The 19,314-nt window shown below is 63.4% G+C and carries 20 protein-coding genes; 8 read left to right on the plus strand and 12 right to left on the minus strand.

The window, feature by feature from the left end; genetic code table 11:
• Positions 1-58: 58 nt before the first annotated feature.
• The 4 genes from E5X88_RS21260 to E5X88_RS21275 all read right to left on the minus strand — a co-directional run bounded on the left by E5X88_RS21260 (position 59) and on the right by E5X88_RS21275 (position 3,636).
• Positions 59-1,042 carry a 2-hydroxyacid dehydrogenase gene (locus E5X88_RS21260; protein ID WP_292164758.1) on the minus strand — a complete coding sequence of 328 codons (984 nt, stop codon included), beginning with the start codon at positions 1,040-1,042 and terminating at the stop codon, positions 59-61.
• Positions 1,039-2,061 (minus strand): LacI family DNA-binding transcriptional regulator, encoded by a 1,023-nt coding sequence (locus E5X88_RS21265; protein ID WP_292164848.1) that lies wholly within the window; start codon positions 2,059-2,061, stop codon positions 1,039-1,041. Before E5X88_RS21265 ends, E5X88_RS21260 begins: the two co-directional genes overlap by 4 nt.
• Positions 2,062-2,184: 123 nt before the next feature.
• Positions 2,185-3,069, minus strand: a complete 885-nt coding sequence (locus tag E5X88_RS21270; RefSeq protein WP_292164761.1) for a DMT family transporter — start codon at positions 3,067-3,069, stop codon at positions 2,185-2,187.
• Between the two features lie 159 nt (positions 3,070-3,228).
• A complete protein-coding gene (locus E5X88_RS21275) occupies positions 3,229-3,636 on the minus strand; it encodes a DUF2000 family protein (protein ID WP_292164763.1) in 408 nt (135 codons plus the stop codon).
• Between the two features lie 35 nt (positions 3,637-3,671).
• Here E5X88_RS21275 and E5X88_RS21280 point away from each other — a divergent pair, with 35 nt between their 5' ends.
• Complete coding sequence (locus E5X88_RS21280; protein ID WP_292164765.1) at positions 3,672-4,550, plus strand: AraC family transcriptional regulator; 879 nt, start codon at positions 3,672-3,674, stop codon at positions 4,548-4,550.
• Between the two features lie 16 nt (positions 4,551-4,566).
• Here E5X88_RS21280 and E5X88_RS21285 read toward each other — a convergent pair whose 3' ends face one another.
• Both E5X88_RS21285 and E5X88_RS21290 read right to left on the minus strand, forming a co-directional pair.
• Positions 4,567-5,037: a MarR family winged helix-turn-helix transcriptional regulator gene (locus E5X88_RS21285; protein WP_126037132.1), complete on the minus strand. Its 471-nt coding sequence runs from the start codon at positions 5,035-5,037 to the stop codon at positions 4,567-4,569.
• Between the two features lie 179 nt (positions 5,038-5,216).
• The gene (locus E5X88_RS21290; protein ID WP_292164768.1) at positions 5,217-5,948 is read right to left on the minus strand and encodes an intradiol ring-cleavage dioxygenase; all 732 of its coding nucleotides are present in this window, start codon (positions 5,946-5,948) and stop codon (positions 5,217-5,219) included.
• 192 nt (positions 5,949-6,140) lie between these two features.
• On the opposite strand from E5X88_RS21290, the gene E5X88_RS21295 reads away from it, so the two are divergent.
• Both E5X88_RS21295 and E5X88_RS21300 read left to right on the plus strand, forming a co-directional pair.
• The gene (locus E5X88_RS21295; RefSeq protein ID WP_292164851.1) at positions 6,141-7,205 is read left to right on the plus strand and encodes a GTP-binding protein; all 1,065 of its coding nucleotides are present in this window, start codon (positions 6,141-6,143) and stop codon (positions 7,203-7,205) included.
• 262 nt (positions 7,206-7,467) lie between these two features.
• Entirely contained in the window at positions 7,468-8,442 is a 975-nt protein-coding gene (locus E5X88_RS21300; RefSeq protein WP_292164772.1) for a WD40 repeat domain-containing protein, read from the plus strand.
• A 2-nt stretch (positions 8,443-8,444) separates the two neighbouring features.
• On the opposite strand, the gene E5X88_RS21305 is transcribed toward E5X88_RS21300, so the two are convergent.
• On the minus strand, positions 8,445-8,900 hold the full coding sequence (locus E5X88_RS21305; RefSeq protein ID WP_292164775.1) for a hypothetical protein: 456 nt from the start codon (positions 8,898-8,900) through the stop codon (positions 8,445-8,447).
• Between the two features lie 64 nt (positions 8,901-8,964).
• On the opposite strand from E5X88_RS21305, the gene E5X88_RS21310 reads away from it, so the two are divergent.
• Positions 8,965-9,396, plus strand: coding sequence for a MarR family transcriptional regulator (locus E5X88_RS21310; protein WP_292164777.1), 432 nt, complete (start codon positions 8,965-8,967; stop codon positions 9,394-9,396).
• 18 nt (positions 9,397-9,414) lie between these two features.
• Here E5X88_RS21310 and E5X88_RS21315 read toward each other — a convergent pair whose 3' ends face one another.
• Positions 9,415-9,876 (minus strand): hypothetical protein, encoded by a 462-nt coding sequence (locus E5X88_RS21315; RefSeq protein WP_292164779.1) that lies wholly within the window; start codon positions 9,874-9,876, stop codon positions 9,415-9,417.
• Between the two features lie 166 nt (positions 9,877-10,042).
• On the opposite strand from E5X88_RS21315, the gene E5X88_RS21320 reads away from it, so the two are divergent.
• Genes E5X88_RS21320 through E5X88_RS21330 form a run of 3 tightly spaced genes read left to right on the plus strand, consistent with a single transcriptional unit; the run spans position 10,043 to position 13,732 of the window.
• A complete protein-coding gene (locus E5X88_RS21320) occupies positions 10,043-11,425 on the plus strand; it encodes an aspartate aminotransferase family protein (protein WP_292164781.1) in 1,383 nt (460 codons plus the stop codon).
• A gap of 13 nt (positions 11,426-11,438) precedes the next feature.
• Entirely contained in the window at positions 11,439-12,860 is a 1,422-nt protein-coding gene (locus E5X88_RS21325; RefSeq protein ID WP_292164783.1) for a glutamine synthetase family protein, read from the plus strand.
• Positions 12,857-13,732 carry a UdgX family uracil-DNA binding protein gene (locus tag E5X88_RS21330; RefSeq protein WP_292164786.1) on the plus strand — a complete coding sequence of 292 codons (876 nt, stop codon included), beginning with the start codon at positions 12,857-12,859 and terminating at the stop codon, positions 13,730-13,732. The genes E5X88_RS21325 and E5X88_RS21330 overlap by 4 nt, the downstream gene beginning before the upstream one ends.
• A 103-nt stretch (positions 13,733-13,835) precedes the next feature.
• On the opposite strand, the gene E5X88_RS21335 is transcribed toward E5X88_RS21330, so the two are convergent.
• The 4 genes from E5X88_RS21335 to E5X88_RS21350 all read right to left on the minus strand — a co-directional run bounded on the left by E5X88_RS21335 (position 13,836) and on the right by E5X88_RS21350 (position 18,210).
• Entirely contained in the window at positions 13,836-15,101 is a 1,266-nt protein-coding gene (locus E5X88_RS21335; protein WP_292164788.1) for a glycerate kinase, read from the minus strand.
• Complete coding sequence (locus E5X88_RS21340) at positions 15,098-15,601, minus strand: heme-degrading domain-containing protein (protein WP_292164790.1); 504 nt, start codon at positions 15,599-15,601, stop codon at positions 15,098-15,100. The genes E5X88_RS21335 and E5X88_RS21340 overlap by 4 nt, the downstream gene beginning before the upstream one ends.
• Positions 15,602-15,677: 76 nt before the next feature.
• The gene (gene guaD / locus E5X88_RS21345) at positions 15,678-16,991 is read right to left on the minus strand and encodes a guanine deaminase (protein WP_292164792.1); all 1,314 of its coding nucleotides are present in this window, start codon (positions 16,989-16,991) and stop codon (positions 15,678-15,680) included.
• 1 nt (position 16,992) lies between these two features.
• Positions 16,993-18,210: a urate hydroxylase PuuD gene (locus E5X88_RS21350; RefSeq protein ID WP_292164796.1), complete on the minus strand. Its 1,218-nt coding sequence runs from the start codon at positions 18,208-18,210 to the stop codon at positions 16,993-16,995.
• Positions 18,211-18,349: 139 nt separating this feature from the next.
• Here E5X88_RS21350 and E5X88_RS21355 point away from each other — a divergent pair, with 139 nt between their 5' ends.
• Entirely contained in the window at positions 18,350-19,270 is a 921-nt protein-coding gene (locus E5X88_RS21355) for a LysR family transcriptional regulator (RefSeq protein ID WP_292164798.1), read from the plus strand.
• Positions 19,271-19,314: the final 44 nt, after the last annotated feature.

A 19,314-nucleotide genomic window follows, 5' to 3' on the forward strand; every position in this document is an offset into this window, starting at 1 on the left:
AGATGCAGAATGATTCCAAAGCGTTAAGTCGCCGTTAATAGATGTGGCAGATCGCCGCTCAGCTCCGCGCCTTGATCTTTTCCGTCTCCGGCACCGGCGTCAGCGCCTTTCCCTGCGAAAACCAGGAAACCAGATTGTCGACACACAGATCGGCCATGGCGCGGCGGGTATGCTCCGAAGCCGAGCCGACATGCGGTAAAAGCGAGGTGTTGGGGGCGGCAAGCAGCGCCGGCGGCACATTCGGCTCGTTGGCGAAGACGTCGAGCCCGGCAGCGGCGATGGTGCCGTCGGCAAGTGCCGCGGCAAGTGCCGCCTCGTCCACCGTGCTGCCGCGGCCGATGTTGACGAAGACGCCATTGGCGCCCAAGGCTGACAGGATCTCGGCATTGACCGCCTTTTCGGTCGAGGCGCCGCCGGGCGCCACCGAGATCAGCGTATCGACCACCTCGGCCAGGCCTTTCAGTGTCTGGTGATAGTCGTAGGACAGGCCTTCGACCCGGCGCCGGTTGTGATAGGCGATCGGCAGGCCGAAGGCCTCCAGCCGCCGGGCAATGGCGAGACCGATGCGGCCCATGCCGAAAATGCCAACGCTGCGGCCGCGCAAGGTCAGCCGGCTTAGCGGATAATTGCCGTTGCGCGCCCAGCTGCCGTCGCGCAGCCAGGTCTCGGCGCGCGGCAACTCGCGGATGGTGTTGATCAAAAGCCCGATCGCCGTGTCGGCGACCTCCTCGGTCAGCACGTCGGGCGTGTTGGTGACCATGACGCCGCGCTGTGCCGCGTGGCGGGCATCGACCGAATCGTAACCGACGCCGAAATTAGCGATGATCTCAAGGTTCGGCAGCGCATCAATGAGCGCCGCGTCGACACCTCCGAAGGCGGCAATGCCGCGCACCGTCCGGCGCAGCTCATCGGTGACCTGCGACGCATCCGGCCGTTCGATCCACACGCGGTTGAACGTCCGGTCGATGCGGCTGACCGCATGATCGTTGATCTGGCCCGCCACCAGAATGGCGACGGCTTGCTGCTGTTCGGCTTTCGTCATGCACGTTCCACCGGCTTGCCGGTCGACTGACGCACATGCAGTTCCGGCTTGATAAGTTCCTGCGACGGTCGCACCATCTGGCCGTTGAGCTTGTCGAGCAGTGCGCTGGCGGCCCGGCGACCGACCTCACGCTGGCCGTTCCAGACGGTGGTCAGCGCCGGCGTCGCGATCGCCGCCTCCTCGAGGTCGTCATAGCCGGTGACGGAGATGTCAATGCCCGGCACCAGCCCGGCGCGCGCAATGCCGTTCATCAGGCCGATGGCGACGAGGTCGTTCCAGCAGCAGGCCGCGGTCGGCTTGTCCTTCAGCGCCAGGAACTGCCCGGCGGCTTCGAAACCGGCCTGCTTGGTGCGCGGGCCGGCAATGCGCCAGGACGGCCTGACCTCCAGCCCGGCCGTCTCCATGGCATTGACGTAGCCCTGGTAGCGGTCGCGACCGGTCGAGGTCTGGTCGGTGCCGCCGATCATGGCGATGCGCTTGTGGCCGAGCGAGATCAGGTGGTTGGTGGCGAGTCCGGTGCCATAGGCGTCGTCGCCGCGAAAAACGGGGACGTCAGCCCCTTCGACCGTGCGCGCGATCAGCACCGCCGGCAGGCCGTTTTCCTCGGCCATGATAATGTCTTCGGGCGGCGTGCCGATGGCCGGCGACATGATGACGCCGTCGGCGCCGAGCTGCAAAAGCGTGTCGATGAAGGTGCGCTGCTTTTCGAGCTGGTCGTAATGGTTCGACAGGATGAAGGTCTGCCGGCTGCGGTCGAGCTCGCTTTCGATCGAACGCAGTATCTCGGCGAAGAAGGGATTCATGATGTCGTGGACGACGACGCCAACGATGCCTGAGCGCGAGGTGCGCAGGCTGGCGGCGCGGCGGTTGTAGATATAGCCGATGGTGCGGGCGTGTTCCTTGATGCGGTCGCGGGTGGTTCCAGCGACCAGCGGGCTGTCGCGCAAGGCCAGCGAAACCGTGGCCGTGGACACTCCGAGCGCATCCGCGATCGTCGAAAGCTTGATCTTCTGTGCCAGCGCCTTGCGCTCCCCCGACGATCTAGAGCTGATCCATGATCTTTTCCGAAAACCGGATTCCGCTTTTCGGGATCATGATCTAAACAGTTTAAACGCGGCCTTATGCCACCCTTCCGGAACAAATCAAAGTTTTTTTGCCACCGCTTCCATCTCGACATCGAGGGCCGCGCGGTTGCGCACGCGAAGCCGGTGCTCGCGATGGACGATATAAAGGCCGCTGGCGACGATGACGGCCGCGCCGACGAGCGTCCAGTGGTCGGGAAACTGGTTGAAGACCAGCCACCCGGCAATGATCATCCAGATCATCTGCGAGTAGGGATAGGGAGCCAGCGCCGTGGTGGTCGCGAGCCGATAGGCCTGCACCAGGAGCCAGTGGCCGATGGCGCCGAAGACGCCAAGCATCAGCAGGATGAACCACTGCCAGCCATCCTGTGGCAGGGAAAGTGCAAACGGCAGCATGGGCAGGAGCAGCACGGCCGGTGCGAGCGCCGAAAAGAGGATGAGGCTCTCGGAGGTTTCGGTCGCCGACATGCGCCGCGTCATGATGACGTAGAAACAATTCGACAGCATCGAGCCGAGCGCGAAGAGGTGGCCGACGCCAAAGGCGCCGACCCCCGGCCGGGTGATGATGAGGACGCCGACGAAGCCGCTCAGGATCGCAAGCCAGCGCCGCCAGCCCGCCCATTCACCGAGCAAAGGGCCAGCGAGTGCCGTGATCACCATCGGCGCGAAGAAATAGATCGAAGTGGTTTCGGCCAGTTGCAAGGTCCGCAGCGCCATGACGTTGCAAATGGTCGATCCGAACAGGAAGGCGCCGCGCAGGATATGCGCCGACAGGTTCTTGGCGCGAAACCGCGCCGGCTCGCGCCAGCCGCGCAGAAAGATACCGACAAGCACGACATGGACGGCAAAGCGAGCCCAAGCGACGATCAGCGCCGAGACGCCGGCCAGGACAAGATATTTGCTGCTGGTGTCGAGGAGGGTGAAAAACACATAGACGGCAAGCATACAAAGGATCGCCGTCGGAGGCGTAGCGCTTTCGTCTTGTCTTGGGGGAGCACTCAATCTTCAGGCCGGATGGGAAGCAGGACAGGCCTCTACCTTTGAGGCAATTGTCACCTGCCGGCAAGCCAAAAGAGGCTGGCACAACAGAGCTGACGACGTGCGCTAGGGATGCATGCGGGCGCCCTTGGTGATCTTGTCGACAAGCTTCTTTTCGGCGCGCAGCGCGATGCCGACGACCTTGGCGTCATCGGGTGCAAATTCGGCAAAGACGGCGCGGTTCGCCGCGTCGTGGCCGGTCGAAAACATTTCGTCGACGTAGAGCGAGGTTGTCACACCGCGCTCCAGCGCCCGCCGGTGGATCGCACTGAGCGTCGGGCGGTCGGCCGAAAGCACGATGACCGGCTGGATCGAGAGCGGATTGTAGATGTTGCCGGCGCGGTCGCGATAGGGTTCGCCGATGATTTCGGTATACTGCGCGACGATGCCACTGGTCAGGAAGGCGGTGACATTGAGCTTTTGCCAGACGGGAAGGTCGTCTTGCAGCACGATTGCAAATTTCGTGTCGAACATGAGACATTTACCGTTCGAGGTTTGTGAATGAAGCGATGTCACACGGTCTAGATGGCGAGGCCCTTCAGGGTCTTGGACGTTTGTGCGCTAACGTGGCTGAAAACTGCGTCGTCTCGGCTCCCGATTCCGTCGGCATGGAGCGTATCGAGGCACGGTTCCACGGCAGCGCCTTCGATCTCCATCGCCACGACACCTACGCCATCGGCGTGACGCTGCAAGGTGTGCAGAGTTTCCGTTATCGCGGCGCGTCGCATCACAGCCTGCCCGGTCAGATCATCGTGCTCCATCCCGACGAATTGCATGACGGGGGCGCCGGCACCGAAGACGGTTTGTGTTACAGGATGCTCTATCTGGAGCCGTCTCTTTTGCTCGACTGCCTCGGCACGGTCGGCGCATCGCTGCCCTTCGTCAGGGACGCCGTGGTGACGGACCCCGTCTTTCGCACGAGGCTGCTTTCGGCCCTGGAGCCACTGGACCAGAAGCTGGACGATCTCTTTGTCGCCGACTTCATTGCGCAACTGATGCAAAGCCTGGCGCGGCACGCGAGCCTGCCGGCGAGACCGATCCCAAGGACAGCATGGCGGGCAGCCAGCCTGGCGCGCGACTACCTCGAAGAAAATGCTTTCCGTACCGTCCGTTCCGAGGAGCTGGAGGCGGTCACCGGGCTGGATCGCTACGCCTTATCGCGGCATTTCCGTGCCGCCTTCTCCACCAGCCCGCATCGCTTTCTCTTGATGCGCCGGCTTCAACGGGCTCGCCGAATGATCGAGGCGAGCGAGCCACTGGCGCAGATCGCGATAGCGGCCGGCTTCAGCGACCAAAGCCATTTTATCAGGCACTTCAAGAAGGCGTTCGGTGTCACGCCGGGCCGCTGGTCGGCATTGGTCCATGGGTCGGCAGCAGCGGCTGCCTGATGGCGTCAGCCGCCGGTCATTCGTCGGCGTCGATCTCATCATCGATGAGAACCATCTCCCCATTCGAGAGGTTCGCCTCGACGCGGGCGAGCAGCTTGAACAGCGCCTTCTGGTCCTTTTTGTCGAGACCCTTCAGCGCCTGTTTCTCGGTCTTCTTCACCGATTTCTCAATAGCGTGAATGATGTCGCGGCCAGTGTCGGTGAGGAAGATATGGGCCTGGCGGGCATCGGCCGCCGAGGCGCGCTTTTCCAGGAAGCCCTGCGCCTGCAGCCGGTTGATGGTCTTGGTGATGGTCGGCGGGCGAACACCGAGGCGGCCGGCAAGATTGCCGGGCGTCTGGCCGTCCTCACGGTCGAGCGCCAGCATGATCTGATCCTGGCCGGCGTAGAATCCGTGCGCCAGGAGCCGCGCCGCGAGTGCCGTACGTGCCAGCCGCGCCGCCGAATGCAGCCGGCTTATTGTCGCAGTCTTGTCCGCCTTGGCCATGGTCACCCCTCTTCGGCCGAACCGGTGCGGACAGCATAGAGGCGGCCACCCGATTGGCAATCGACGATCAAAATATCCGGCTTTGCAAAACAGCTTTGCCGGCAAGCAATGCGATGTCCGCCGTGGCTAATGCCAGATGTTTATTTCAGTTAGATGACAAAGGACTTTTTCAGTGTGGCTCAATCAGCCTTCAGAGCGACGATCATCAAGGCCTGGTAGGCGTCCGCCACCTCGCGCAGCGCCGCCTGGGACAACGGCCCGGCCCGCCGCGCGATACCGTCCCTGGCGTTCGACGTGTCGCGCCTGCCGGACCGGTCGGTGTAGGGCGCGACAGTGGTGAATATCTGCTCGCTGAGGCTGTCGGGGAAAAACATCTGGCCGGTCATCACCGAATTGTCATCGGGGAAGACCTTGAAGTGGATGTGTGTGGTGCGGCCGCGATACCAGCCGGGATAGATGGTGGCGAAGGAGACGATGCCGGTGTCGTCCGCCCTCTGCCAGCCGCGCAGAAAACTCTCGCCGGAGGTATCAACGTCCTGCCCGTCGCCTTGTCCCGGATAGCCCGAATAATGCCCTTGCGCGTCGCAATGCCAGATGTCGACGCGCGCGCCGGCGAGCGGCCGGCAGGCCGCGTCGACCACCTGCAGCCGCACATTGAGGGCAATGCCCGCCTTGCCTTCGGTGACATCGGCACGTTCCAGCTTCGGATCGAAATAGAACGGACCCTCGGTCACTTGCGGCGTGATGGCGCAGACACCGGCGCCATCGTTGAACAGGGCAAGCCCCGCATAGGACGAAGCCTGCTGGCCCAGCGCGATGCCCGGCAGAAAGACGCCGCCGCCCGCGGTTACGGCGATGAAGCCGAGCGCCTGACGCCGGCTCAACGGCAAGAAGGACGATTCGTCGGACATCCGGCGCCTCTTCTGGTTCTTTCGAGCAAGCTGCCTTGTTCTTATCTAGGCAGTGAGACCAGCCAGCGCCAAATGAAAGTTCGGCAATGTTGGTGACCTGTTTTGGCCCATCGGTTTGCCACGTGCAAAAGCAGGGCGCGCATCCTATATGGAGCCCAACAATCCTTTTCGAGGCCCAACATGACCAATGCCATGAGCGACGCACAGACGCAGATTCCCGTAACCGTTCTCACCGGCTATCTCGGTGCCGGCAAGACGACGCTGCTCAACCGCATCCTTTCGGAAAACCACGGCAAGCGCTATGCCGTCATCGTCAATGAATTCGGCGAAATCGGCATCGACAACGAGCTGATCGTGGAATCCGACGAGGAAATCTACGAGATGAACAATGGTTGCGTCTGCTGCACGGTGCGCGGCGACCTGATCCGCGTCGTCGAAGGCCTGATGCGCCGGCCGGGCCGCTTCGACGCCATCGTGGTCGAGACGACCGGCCTGGCCGATCCAGTGCCGGTAGCGCAGACCTTCTTCATGGACGACGACGTGCGCTCCAAGACCAGGCTCGACGCGGTGGTGGTGCTGGTCGACGCCAAACACCTGCCGTTGCGGCTGAAGGATTCCCGTGAAGCCGAGGATCAGATCGCATTCGCCGATGTCGTCGTGCTCAACAAGACCGATCTCGTCACGCCGGAGGAACTGAGCAAAGTCGAGGCGACGATCCGCGCGATCAACCCGGCGGCCAGGATCCATCGCACCACGCGCGCCGGCCTGGCTCTGTCCGAGGTGCTGGACCGCGGCGCCTTCGATCTTTCCCGGGCTCTGGAGAACGATCCGCATTTCCTCGAGGCGCATGACGATCATGATCATCATGATCACGACCATCATGACCATGACGGCCATCATCACCATGATCATGACGGGCATGACCACCATCATCACGCGCACCCTTCGGATATCCATGACGTGACGGTGCAATCTGTGTCGCTGCGCGGTGGCGAGATGGACCCGAAGAAGTTCTTCCCGTGGATCGAGAAGATCACCCAGATGGAAGGCCCGAACATCCTGCGGCTGAAGGGCATCATCGCCCTCAAGGGCGATGCCGACCGCTACGTCATCCAGGGTGTGCACATGATCATCGAGGGCGACCACCAGCGCGCCTGGAAGGACGGCGAGAAGCACGAGAGCCGGCTGGTCTTCATCGGCCGCGAGCTCGACGCCGAGCGGCTGAAGAAGAGCTTCGACGCCTGCCAGGCAGCTTGATTTCCAAACCTTATAACGTTAGCGCTGCCCCTTCTTTCCTTCTCCCCTTGTGGGAGAAGGTGGCCGAGCGACGCTCGGTCGGATGAGGGGTGTTCCAGCGTGGCACCGGCCGCGCTCCGTCCAGCACCTCTCAACCGTCTTGGCGCTACGCGCCAATCCACCTTCTCCCACAAGGGGAGAAGGCCGCGTCGCACCTAACCACGCTAATGATTCCTCTGCGGCGGCAAGGCGACCACAACGATCTCGAATGGAATAGTCTCTCATGCCGACCGTCGCCCCGCTTGATCTCCAGGGACATTGCATCGCCGCCGTCTTTCTCGACGACGTGCCGCACTTTGCGCTGGCCGACGGCGCCGTTCACCGGCTCGATCATGGCCACAAGACGGTGCAGGCCAATGACGGGCTGCTCGCCGCGTTCCATGATGCGGCCAACGACCGGCTGATCACCGGCGGCGAGGACGGCAAAGTGTTTTCCGTTACCGCCGGCGGCAATGCCGCGGAACTGGCAAGCGCCGGCAAGAAATGGATCACCAGCGTCGCTGCCGGACCACAAGGCGCTGTCGCCTATGCCTCGGGCAAGATTGCCTTCGTGCGTTTCGCCGACGGCAAGACCAGGGAATTTTCGCATCCGCGTTCGGTCGAGGGGCTGGCGTTCTCGCCCAAGGGCATGCGCTTTGGCGTCGCCCGTTACAATGGCGCGACGCTGCATTTCCCGGCCGCCGACGGCAAGCCGGTCGAGCTCGAATGGGCCGGCGCCCACACCGGCATCACCTTCTCGCCGGACGGCGCCTTTGTCGTCACCACCATGCAGGAGAATGCGCTGCACGGCTGGAAGCTCGCCGACGGCAAGCATATGCGCATGACCGGCTATCCCGGCAAAGTCAAAAGCCTGTCGTGGAGCGCCAAAGGCAAATGGCTGGCGAGTTCCGGCGCGCCGGCGGCGATCGTCTGGCCGTTTTCGGGCAAGGACGGACCGATGGGCAAGGCGCCGTTGGAGCTCGGCACCCGCGGCAACGCCATGGTGACCTCGGTCGCCTGTCATCCGAGCCAGGATGTCGTCGCCGTCGGCTATGACGACGGCATGGTGATGGCGGTGCGCTTCACCGACGCCAAGGAAGTGCTGTTGCGCCGACCGGGCAAGGGCGCCATCACCTCCATGATGTGGGACAGGCAAGAGCGGCGCGTCGCCTTCGGCAGCGCTGCAGGCGACTGCGGCGTCATCGATATTTCGGCCTGAGCTCACCTCGCCCGCAAGGCGGCCGGAATAGCCTTTCGCCGCAGCGACAGCCCATCGCGCATATTGAGCGACAGGAGCGCGATGTTCACGGCGCCGGCCGCCAGTTCGATCGCCTGGAAGATCATGAATATGGTGTCGAAGCGTCCCGAACCGGCAAAATTGCTGAGCAGGAACGCCGAGGGCACGAGCACGAGCAGCCCATTTGCCGCAATGATGCACATGCGCCGCTTCTTGCGCGCGACGACGGGACTCTTCCAGCCTTTGCCTAGCGAGAAACCGGATGCCCCGGCACCGATCATTGCCGGGATGAGGACGGCCATTCCGGCCAGCACACAGGTCTTGACCGTTGCGATCGTCGCCGCATCGCCGAACAGCTCGGCCGTCACCGTCGACAGCCAGAAGGCCGATACCGTGATGAGCGCAATGGCGCCGGTGGCTGCGTGAATCCTCGTTTTCATCCGCATCTCCATAGCAAGCTATATATCATTGCATAGCATGCTATTCAACTGCTATTTCGGCGCTATGAAATTTCAGAAGGAACGGTCCGCCGGATTCCTGGCGAACCACATGGCGCGGCTGTTCGCCAACGGGCTGCAACAGCGCATCCGGCCACTCGGACTGGCGCCGGCCCAGTTCATGACGCTGCTTGCTTTGTGGGAGGAAGACGGCCTGACGCAGCGCGAACTCGTGCAGCGGCTCGACGTGGAACAGGCGACCATGGCCAACACGCTGATCCGCATGGAGCGGGACGGGCTGATCGAAAGGCGCTCGCATCCCGACGACGGGCGCTCCCAGTCGATCCATCTCACCGCGAAAGCCACCGCTCTGCGCGAGCCGGCGACACAGGCGGCGCGTTCTCAGAATGAGACTGCGCTGGCCAGCTTTAGCGAGGACGAGCGGCTGGTGTTTCTCGACCTGATGCGGCGCGCCATCGCCTCGATGCAGGCGGACTGACATGCAAGATCGAAAGGCCTACTCGGCCCCGCAGGATACTTTGCCGGTCAACGCTGGAGGCATGCCATCGCCGCCCGTGTCAGCCGTGCCCTCATAGATGGCGAGCGAATAGCGCCCGTCGTAGGTGCCTTCGTCGCCTTCCTCGACGGCCTCGGTCACGATCGTCAGCTCGACAGAGCTGTAGGTGTTTGCGACTTCGTGCTCGCGATAGACGAGCAGCCGCAGTTCCTTGTCGTCGAGCCAGTATTGCGTGAGGTTGGAGTCCTCGAACACTGTCTTGCGCATATCGTCGCCAACGGGCCTGCCGAGAATTTCGAGGTCGCCGCGGAAATTGAATGTTGGACCGCCCATGCCTCTGGTGACACCGGCTTCGACCTGGAATTTCACCGCCGCATCCTCGGCCGAGCACCAGATGCCACCGGTTGCGAAGGCCGAGCCGGCCGACAACAGCAGCGTCGTTACACAGAAGATTGTCCGCATCCTTCTTCCCCCAAGCCACAAACCCTACGCGCATTGATGCTGGATGATGTCGTCAGGTCAAGCGCCAGGCCTCTTCACTGCGACCGCTGAGCCAATGCAGGGCAGCCGCGCGGCCAATTGCGGTTCCGGATGCCGATTGGCTAGAGTGACGCATGAGAGGGCCCTCATGCATACAATCAACCATTCAAAGACGTCCATCGGTGGTATCAGCACTGCCCGCGTCGCCGATTTGCGCGAAACCGAAGCTGCAATCTTCCGCAAGGCGCGGCCGAAATCGGCGGCGAAGGTCGGCAATGGCCTGCCCGGCTTCCTCGGCGGCGTGCCGATGCACTGGATGAACGACTGGCCGACGCCCTTTCCGATTCTGGTCGACAGCGCAAAGGGCGCCACCATCATCGATATAGACGGCAACCGGCTCGACGATTTCTGCCTCGGCGATACGGGCTCGATGTTCGGCCATTCGCCGCCGCCGGTCGCCCGCGCCATCCGCCGGCAGGCCGGACGCGGATTGACCTACATGCTGCCTTCCGAAGATGCACTTGCCATCGGCCTGCTGCTGCAACAGCGCTTCGGCCTGCCGTATTGGCAGATCGCAACGACGGCCACCGATGCCAACCGCTTTGCGCTGCGCGTCGCCCGCGCCATCACCGGCCGGGAAAAGATCCTGGTCTTCAACGGCTGCTATCACGGCTCGGTCGACGAGACGATGGTGCGGCTGGTCGGTGGCAGACCGGCCAACCGGCCGGGATTGGCCGGCGAATTCCGCGATCTGACGCAGGCAACGAAGATCGTCGAATTCAATGATCTGCCGGCGCTCGAGGCGGCCCTACGGGATAAGGATATCGCCTGTGTCATCACCGAGCCGGTGCTGACCAATTCCTGTATGGTGCTGCCTGACCCTGGCTTCCACGACGCGCTGCGAAGCCTTACCCGCGCGGCCGGCACCCTGCTTCTGATCGACGAGACGCATACGATCTCGACCGGCCCCGGCGGCTATACGAAGAAATATGGGTTGGAGCCGGACCTGTTTGTGCTCGGCAAGCCGATTGCCGGCGGTGTGCCGGCCAGCGTCTGGGGCATGAGTGAAGACACCGCCGCGCGCTATGCCACCTACAACAGCAGCAAAGAGCCCGGCTATTCCGGCATGGGCACGACGCTGTCGGCCAATCCGCTACAATTCGCGGCGATGCGCGCCACGCTCGAAGAGGTGATGACTGATGAGAACTATGCCCGAATGGACCATCTGGCGCGACGGCTCGACGCCGGGCTGACCGCCGCCATCGACCGTTACCGCCTGCCCTGGCATGTCGCCCGCGTCGGTGCCCGCGTCGAGTTCATCTGCGCACCCGGCCCGCTGAGGAATGGCGGCGAGGCGGAGGCAGCGCATGCGCCGGAGCTCGAAGCAGCGATCCATGTCGCGCTGGTCAATCGCGGCGTGCTGATCGCGCCGTTCCACAACATGATGCTGATCTCGCCGGCGACCAGTGCCGCCCAGGTCAACCGCCTGATCAACGCCTTCGGTGCGGTTGCGGCGAGGCTCGCGGCATGAGACAAGCTTGCGCATGAGAGAAGCGCCCAAGCACACTTTGAACGCCATCATCGCCTCCCCTTCCGGCTCGACGCCCGCCGAGGCGCAAGCCTTTCTCGACGCCCATCCCGAAATCGAGGCCTTTGATATCGTGCTGACCGACGCCAACGGCGTCGGGCGCGGCAAGATCGTGCGCCGGCACGAATTGATGAGCATCTTCCAGGGCGGCCGGCATATGCCGATCTCGATCCTTGGCCTCGACATCACGGGCGAGGACGTGCACGAAACCGGGCTGATCTGGACGACCGGCGACGGCGACCTGCGGGCATGGCCGATTCCCGGTACGCTGGTTCCGCTGTTCGGCACGCAGCCGCCGCGCGGCCAGGTGCTGATGGCGATGTACCATCTCGACGGCCAGGCGATGTCCTCCGATCCGCGGCTGGCGCTGGCGAGGCAAGTTGACATCCTGGCCGCGAAGGGCCTGCATCCGGCCGGCGCCTTCGAGCTCGAGTTCTTTTTGCTTGCCAACGAGCGCGACGCCGACGGCAAGGTGCAGCCCGCCAATGCCGTGCTCGACGGTCGCCGCTCGGCCAAGACCGAGGTCTATTCCGTCGACCATCTGCATGGCATGGAGCCGCTGTTTTCCGACATCTACGCCGCGGCCAAGATGCAGGGCATCCCGGCCGAGACGGTCATTTCCGAATATGCGCCCGGCCAGTACGAACTGACGCTGAACTACCGCAAGGATGTGATGCGGGCGGCCGACGATCTCGTCATGCTGAAGCGGCTGGTGCGGGCGCAGGCGCGCCGCCATGGCGTCACCGCCTGCTTCATGGCCAAGCCGATCGAGAAATATGCCGGCTCCGGCATGCACTTCCATGTCTCGTTGCTGGACGATGCCGGCAAGAACGTCTTCACCGAGGCCAACGGCGAGACCTGGTCCTTGCCGTTGCTACGCGGTCTCGGTGGTCTCATCCAGACCATGGCGGAATCGATGCTGGTGTTTGCGCCGCATGCCAATTCATGGCGGCGCTTCGTCTCGCAATCCTATGCCCCGGTGGCGCCGACCTGGGGCGTCAACAACCGCTCGGTGGCGCTGCGCGTGCCGGCGGGCGATGCGAAAAACCGGCGCATCGAGCACCGGCCGTCGGGCGTCGACGCCAACCCCTATCTGGTCGCGGCGACGGTGCTGGCCGGCATCACCAGGGGTCTCGACGAAGGCCTCGATCCTGGACCCGAGACCACCGGCAACGGCTACGAATCGGCAATCACGCGCACGACGATGCCGGTGGACTGGCGCGCCGCGATCGAGGCGGCAAAGGCGTCGACGTTCCTCAAAGAAGCACTGGGCGAAGACCTGCACCGGACATTCGTGGCGATCAAGCAATCCGAATATCTTCGGGTGGCGCGCACGGTCGGCGAGTTGGATTACCACCTCTATCTGCACGAGGTGTGAGGCAGCGCATCGCCGGCTGTTCGCCTGGAGGAGGCCGAGCGGGCCACCCTTGCCGACCATGGTCTTTTCCGAAAACCGGTTTTCCATTTTTCGGGATCAAGGTCCAATTTCGACGGAACCTCCCGGCGGCTTCGCTCATTGCGCATCTGATCGCAGCAGCGGACAAGGCCGCATCAGCCATGATCACCAGGATGACGAGAGATCCCCCGCCACGCCACGCCAAGGTGCAGGCAAGACGCTGGTCCAAGTGTGAATTGCCTGAGACGGCGGAAGGTGACGACGCAAGCACCATTCCCGAGCTCAGCGAAGCGGCGAAGGCCTGCCGCCGCTGTACGCTGTGGCGCAACGCGACGCAGACCGTGTTCGGCGAAGGGCCTGACAGGGCCAAGGTGATCTTCGTCGGTGAACAGCCTGGCGACCAGGAGGATCTGGCGGGCAAGCCGTTCATCGGTCCGGCCGGCAAGGTCTTCGACGCGATTCTGGACGATGCCGGCGTCGATCGGCTGAACGTCTATGTCACCAACGCGGTCAAGCATTTCAAGTTCGAGCCGCGCGGCAAGCGGCGCATCCACTCCAAGCCGAATGCCGGCGAGGTTCAGGCCTGCCGCTGGTGGCTCGACAAGGAACTCGACCTGATCAAGCCCAATCTGGCGGTGGCGCTCGGCGCAACGGCGGCGCAGTCGCTGCTCGGCAAGGTCGTGCCGATCATGAAGATGCGCGGCGCGGTCGTGGAGCGCGACGATGGCTTGCGTGTATTCGTCACCATCCACCCGTCCTTCATTCTGCGTATTCGCGAGCCGGCGGACAAGCAGGCCGAACGCGAGCGGTTCCTGCGGGACATGAAGACGGTGAAGGAGCTGATGGTGGCCTGAACCCAGAGCGGAATGCGTTCAAATGCATCGGGCATCCCGCTCTGGGTGTTTGTTTTAACCGCATTTCTGCGACGCCGAGTGATTCCACTTGGCTGCAAACTGCTCACCGGATCAATATGGCCCGGAGATCATTGACATTCGTCCCGGTCGGGCCGGGCACGAAAAGATCTCCGACGGCATTGAACGCCGTCCAGGCATTGTTGCCGGCAAGCATCGCCTTGGCATCGACGCCTGCCGCCCGCATCCGCGAAACCGTCGAACCATCGGCAAAGGCGCCGGCATTGTCTTGCGAACCGTCGATGCCGTCGGTGTCGGCGGCCAGCGCATGGATGCCTTGCGCGCCGCTGATGCCGATGGCGAAGGCAAGCAGGAATTCGCTGTTGCGGCCGCCCTTGCCTTTTGTTCGCAAGGTCACCGTGGTTTCGCCGCCCGACAGGATCAGCACCGGCTTCCGGAATGGCCGGTTGCGCGTCGCCACTTCGCGGGCGATCGCGGCGTGGACGCTGCCGACCTCGCGTGCCTCGCCCTCGATGGAATCGGAAAGGATAACCGCCTCGATACCATGGCGCCTGGCTTCAATCGCCGCCGCTTCCAGCGACACGCCGGCCGATGCGATCAGATGCACTTCGTTGCGGGAAAAACGCGGATCGTCGGCGCGCGGCGCATCTGCGGCCGGCGAATTGATATGCGCCATGACAGTGGCCGGCAGCTTCATGCCATAAGCGGCGATCGACGCCAGCGCCTCTTGACGGCTGCCGGCATCCGGAACGGTCGGGCCGGAGGCAACCAGCGCCGGATTGTCGCCCGGAATGTCTGACACAACCAGCGAGACCACCTTGGCGGGATAGGCGGCTGCGGCCAGCCTGCCGCCCTTGATCGTGGAGACATGCTTGCGGATGGCGTTCATCGCCGCGATGGGCGCGCCGGAAGCGAGCAGCGCCTCGTTGACGGCGATCTCGTCGGCCAGCGTCAGACCGTCGGCAGGCGACGGCAGCAGCGCCGAGCCACCGCCGGAGATGAGCGCCACGACCAGATCGTCCGCCGTCAGCCCCTGCACCTTTTCGAGCAGCCGGCGCGAAGCTTCGAGGCCGGCGGCATCCGGAACCGGATGTGCGGCTTCGATGATCTCGATGCGCTCACACTTCGCGCCATAGCCGTAGCGGGTGACGACCAGCCCTTCGATCGGCCCGTCCCACACCTTTTCGAAGGCCGCCGCCATCTGCGCCGAGCCCTTGCCGGCGCCGATGACGATGGTGCGGCCCTTTGGTTTTGCCGGCAAATGATCCCTGATGGTCCTTTCCGGATCGGCGGCGGCGACAGCGGCATTGAAGATAGCGGCGAGGAAGGTCTTGGGATCGATCTCTGTCATTTTTCTTCCGGCGGCAATACAAGTTCGCGCCCGTCGACACCCAGATGCTGACAAAGCGCATCGACAACGACGCCGTGGTCCTCGCGCTCCGGCAGCCCCGAAACCGCGATCACGCCGATGACGCCGGCGCCCTTGACCGCTATGGGAAAGCCGCCGCCGGCCAGCACATAGTCTGATATGTCCAGCCCCTCGCCAACCTTGAAGCTGCGGTCAGGGCGCTGCTGCTCCTGCACCATGCGATAGGTGCTTTTCAGGAACCGCCGCACCACGTTGATCTTGCGCCGCGCCCAGTCCGGGTTGGAGGCGTTCGAGCCCGGCATGGCCGCGTAGAACAAAGGCCGGTCGAAAGTGCGGATGTCGACGATAATTGGCAGGCTCTCGGCCAGCGCCCGGTCGCGGATCGCCGAACCAATCTTGAAGGCGACGGCCTCGTCGAAGGCCGGGAAGACAAGCGTGGCTTCCTGTTTCTCGATCAGAGCGATATCGTCCGCAACGGCCATGTCGTTCCCCTGTCAAACGTTGCCGCACGCTTTGACCGATGGCTGCCGCGCGGTCAAGCCGGGACGTGTGGGATAACTAAACCGCCATATCCGTCTTGGCCGCCCGCCCGGCAATGTAGACCTCGCGCACGGCACGGTCGTCGCCGAGCGTCTGCAGCAGAAACAATTCCTCCGCCAGCGTGTCGGCTGTCTCCATCCGCAGCCGCATCGCCGGTGTGGCGCGGGCGTCGAGCACGACGATATCGGCATCGCTGCCTTCGTCCAGCGTGCCGATCTTTTCCGCGACGGACAGTGCCTCGGCATTGCCGCGGGTGATCTGCCAGAACGACTGGAACGGGTTGAGCTTCTCGCCATTCAGCGCGATCGCTTTATAACCCTCGTCCATGGTCCGCAGCATCGAGTAATTGGTGCCGCCGCCGACATCGGTGGCGGCGGCGATCCGGAGGGCTTTGTCACGCGTGCGGTAGCGCTGGTAGTCGAACAGGCCCGAACCGAGGAACAGGTTCGAGGTCGGGCAGAACACCGCCACCGAGCCCGTACCCGACAGCGCATCCGTCTCGCGTTCCGACAGATGGATGCAGTGGCCAAACAAGCTTTTGCGTCCCAGCAGCCCATAGTGCTCGTAGACGTCGGTATAGTCGCGCGCCTGCGGGTAGAGTTGCAGCGTATAAGCGATCTCGGCGTGGTTTTCCGACAGATGCGTCTGCATGTGCAGATCGGGATGTTCACGGCAGAGCGCACCAGCCATCTCCAACTGCTCGGGCGACGAGGTGATGGCGAAGCGCGGCGTGATGGCATAGTGCTGGCGCCCCTTGCCGTGCCATTCCTTGATCAGTGCCTTGCTGTCGTCATAGGCCGATTGCGGCGTGTCGAGCACGCCCTCCGGTGCGTTGCGGTCCATCATCACCTTGCCGGCGATGTTGAGCATGTTGCGGTCATGCGACTCGGCGAAGAACGCTTCGGCCGACTCCTTGTGGACCGAGCAATAGGCTGCGACCGTCGTGGTGCCGTGACGCACCACCTCGTCGAGGAACAGCCTGGCGATGCGGCGGCCATGCTGCGCGTTCCGGAATTTGGTTTCCTCCGGAAAAGTGTAGGTGTTCAGCCAGTCGAGCAGTTCCGCGCCATAGGATGCGATCACCTGCATCTGCGGAAAATGCGCATGAGCGTCGATGAAGCCCGCCAGCAGCAGATGCGGGCGGTGGTCGATCTTTTTTGCACCTTCGCCCGCCTTTCCCTCGACATCGGCATAGGCGCCTGATGCAACGATCTTGCCATCGCGGATCAGCAGGCCGCCGTCGTCCTCGTAGCGCCAGGCGGAATGGTCGTCGACGGTTTCAGGCCAGCGCAGGAAGGACAGCGTGCGGCCGCGCAAGAGTATGCTGGTCATGCTATTTCCGCGCCTCCTCGAACCATGCCACCAGCAGCGCCCGTTCCTCGCCGGTAATCTCCGTGATGTTGGCGGGCGGCATCGCGTGGCTGCGGCCGGCCTGCAGGTAGATCTCGCGGGCTTGCTGGGCGATGCCGGCGTCCGTGTCGAGCATCACACCTTTCGGTGCGTGATAGATGCCCTCGTAGGACGGCTCCTGCGCGTGACACATAGAGCAACGGCCAAGTACCGTGTCGCGCACCGCCGGAAAATGCGCGGAAGCGGCGTAGACCTGTGCCATCGAGGACGCTCTAACCTCCCCGGTCAGCACCTTGGGCACGGTCGACAGCCAGATGATGACAACGAACAGGACGGCGGCGGCCAGCCAGGTCCAGGTCGGATTGCCCTTGCGCGCGTGAACGGTGTTGAAATAGTGCCGGATCAGCACGCCGATGATGAACACCAGCGAGGCAATGACCCAGTTGAACTCGGTGCCGAAGGCCAGCGGATAGTGGTTCGACAGCATCAGGAACAACACCGGCAGCGTCAGGTAGTTGTTGTGGAGCGAGCGCTGCTTGGCGATCTTCCCGTATTTGGGATCGGGCTTGCGGCCGGCGATCAGGTCGGCAACGACAATCTTCTGGTTCGGGATGATGACCATGAAGACATTGGCCGACATGATCGTCGCGGTGATGGCGCCAAGATGCAGAAAGGCGGCGCGACCGGTGAACAGATGGGTGAGGCCCCAGGCGATGAACACCAGCACGCCATAGAGCACCAGCATCAGGCCGGTGTCGCTCTTGCCGAGTGGCGAACGGCATAAGAGATCGTAGACCACCCAGCCGACGCCGATCGTCGCCAGCGACAGCAAGATGCCGACCGGCACCGACATGGCAAGCACATTGGGATCGATCAGGAACAGGTCCGCCCCGGCATAGTAGACGATCCACAGCATGGCGAAGCCAGACAGCCAGGTGGCGTAGGATTCCCATTTGAACCAGGTCAGGTGCTCGGGCATTTCGGCCGGCGCCACCAGATATTTCTGGATGTGGTAGAAGCCGCCGCCATGCACCTGCCATTCCTCGCCAAAGGCGCCGGCAGGCATGCCCGGGCGCTGGCGCAAGCCGAGATCGAGCGCGACGAAATAGAAGGACGAGCCGATCCAGGCGATGCCGGTGACGACATGCAGCCAGCGCATGGCGAAGCTCAGCCAATCCCAGAAAATCGCGAAATCCATCATTGAAAAGTCGTCCCTGCCGATTGAGTGACTTTACGGGCTGGCGCGCAAACGGAAAGGGCCGAGGCGCACGATGACTTTCAAAAAAAAATGGAAAATACTAAGGTCATCTCACGCAGCCGCATGAGAGCCACGAACCCGCATGGCCTATCTCGACAACATCGCCGTTTTCGTCCGCGTCGTCGAGCTTGGCAACCTGTCGGCGGCAGGGCGCGACATGCGCATCTCGCCGGCGGTCGCCTCCAACCGCATCAAGGAGCTCGAGAAACACCTTGGTGTCAGGCTGTTCAATCGCACGACCCGGCAGCTGATGCCGACCGAGCATGGCACGGTGTTTTATTCCGGCGCCAAGCAGGTGCTTGAGGCGGTCACCGAGGCGGAAGCCGCGGTCAGCGCTTTGTCCGGCCAGCCGCGCGGCACCATCAAGGTGACGGCGCCGCTCGGCCTCGGCCGGCGGCTGGTGGCATCCGGAATCCCGGATTTCCACGACAGATATCCTGATATCGAGGTGCGGCTAAGGCTTTCAGACCACAATGTCGACATCATGAAGGAAGGCATCGACGTCGCCTTCCGGCTGGGCATCATCGAGGACTCCAGCCTCAGGATGCGCGGCATCATGGAGTGCGAACGGGTGCTGGTGGCAGCGCCGAAATATCTGGAGACGCGCGGCGAACCGAGTGAACCGCAGGAACTGATCGGCAAGAAGCACGACTGCCTGATGCTGCGCTATGCCGGCGCGCGCGAATATGTGTGGACGCTGCAGACGGCCGACGGCCCGCGGAAATTCGAGGTGCACGGACCCTATGACACCGACGATGGCGACGTGCTGACCGGCTGGGCGCTATCCGGCCGCGGCATCATCAACAAGCCGCGATTCGAGGTCGAGCCGTTCATCCGCGACCGGCGGCTGAAGGTGATCCTGTCCGACACGCCGCCAACGCCGGTGCAGTTCGCTGCCGTCTACCCGCACAAGAAGCTGCAGGATCCCAAGGTGCGGCTGCTGCTCGATTTCATGGCCGAGCGTTGCCAACGGCTGATCAAGGATATTCTGGCAGGCAAATGATGCGTGGCTCAAACGACCGCCGCAACGGTGCCACGATGTGTCTC

The organism is Mesorhizobium sp., from assembly GCF_004962245.1.
Classification (GTDB): domain Bacteria; phylum Pseudomonadota; class Alphaproteobacteria; order Rhizobiales; family Rhizobiaceae; genus Mesorhizobium.

Bases quoted from the DNA above. Each gene is read 5' to 3' on its own strand.
- E5X88_RS21295 (WP_292164851.1), top strand. From the start codon at position 6,141: ATGAGCGACGCACAGACGCAGATTCCCGTAACCGTTCTCACCGGCTAT.
- E5X88_RS21320 (WP_292164781.1), top strand. From the start codon at position 10,043: ATGCATACAATCAACCATTCAAAGACGTCCATCGGTGGTATCAGCACT.
- E5X88_RS21335 (WP_292164788.1), bottom strand. From the start codon at position 15,101: ATGACAGAGATCGATCCCAAGACCTTCCTCGCCGCTATCTTCAATGCC.
- E5X88_RS21280 (WP_292164765.1), top strand. From the start codon at position 3,672: ATGTCACACGGTCTAGATGGCGAGGCCCTTCAGGGTCTTGGACGTTTG.
- E5X88_RS21305 (WP_292164775.1), bottom strand. From the start codon at position 8,900: ATGAAAACGAGGATTCACGCAGCCACCGGCGCCATTGCGCTCATCACG.
- E5X88_RS21270 (WP_292164761.1), bottom strand. From the start codon at position 3,069: ATGCTTGCCGTCTATGTGTTTTTCACCCTCCTCGACACCAGCAGCAAA.
- guaD (WP_292164792.1), bottom strand. From the start codon at position 16,991: ATGACCAGCATACTCTTGCGCGGCCGCACGCTGTCCTTCCTGCGCTGG.
- E5X88_RS21275 (WP_292164763.1), bottom strand. From the start codon at position 3,636: ATGTTCGACACGAAATTTGCAATCGTGCTGCAAGACGACCTTCCCGTC.
- E5X88_RS21290 (WP_292164768.1), bottom strand. From the start codon at position 5,948: ATGTCCGACGAATCGTCCTTCTTGCCGTTGAGCCGGCGTCAGGCGCTC.
- E5X88_RS21350 (WP_292164796.1), bottom strand. From the start codon at position 18,210: ATGATGGATTTCGCGATTTTCTGGGATTGGCTGAGCTTCGCCATGCGC.
- E5X88_RS21355 (WP_292164798.1), top strand. From the start codon at position 18,350: ATGGCCTATCTCGACAACATCGCCGTTTTCGTCCGCGTCGTCGAGCTT.
- E5X88_RS21260 (WP_292164758.1), bottom strand. From the start codon at position 1,042: ATGACGAAAGCCGAACAGCAGCAAGCCGTCGCCATTCTGGTGGCGGGC.
- E5X88_RS21310 (WP_292164777.1), top strand. From the start codon at position 8,965: ATGAAATTTCAGAAGGAACGGTCCGCCGGATTCCTGGCGAACCACATG.
- E5X88_RS21340 (WP_292164790.1), bottom strand. From the start codon at position 15,601: ATGGCCGTTGCGGACGATATCGCTCTGATCGAGAAACAGGAAGCCACG.
- E5X88_RS21285 (WP_126037132.1), bottom strand. From the start codon at position 5,037: ATGGCCAAGGCGGACAAGACTGCGACAATAAGCCGGCTGCATTCGGCG.
- E5X88_RS21325 (WP_292164783.1), top strand. From the start codon at position 11,439: ATGAGAGAAGCGCCCAAGCACACTTTGAACGCCATCATCGCCTCCCCT.
- E5X88_RS21315 (WP_292164779.1), bottom strand. From the start codon at position 9,876: ATGCGGACAATCTTCTGTGTAACGACGCTGCTGTTGTCGGCCGGCTCG.
- E5X88_RS21300 (WP_292164772.1), top strand. From the start codon at position 7,468: ATGCCGACCGTCGCCCCGCTTGATCTCCAGGGACATTGCATCGCCGCC.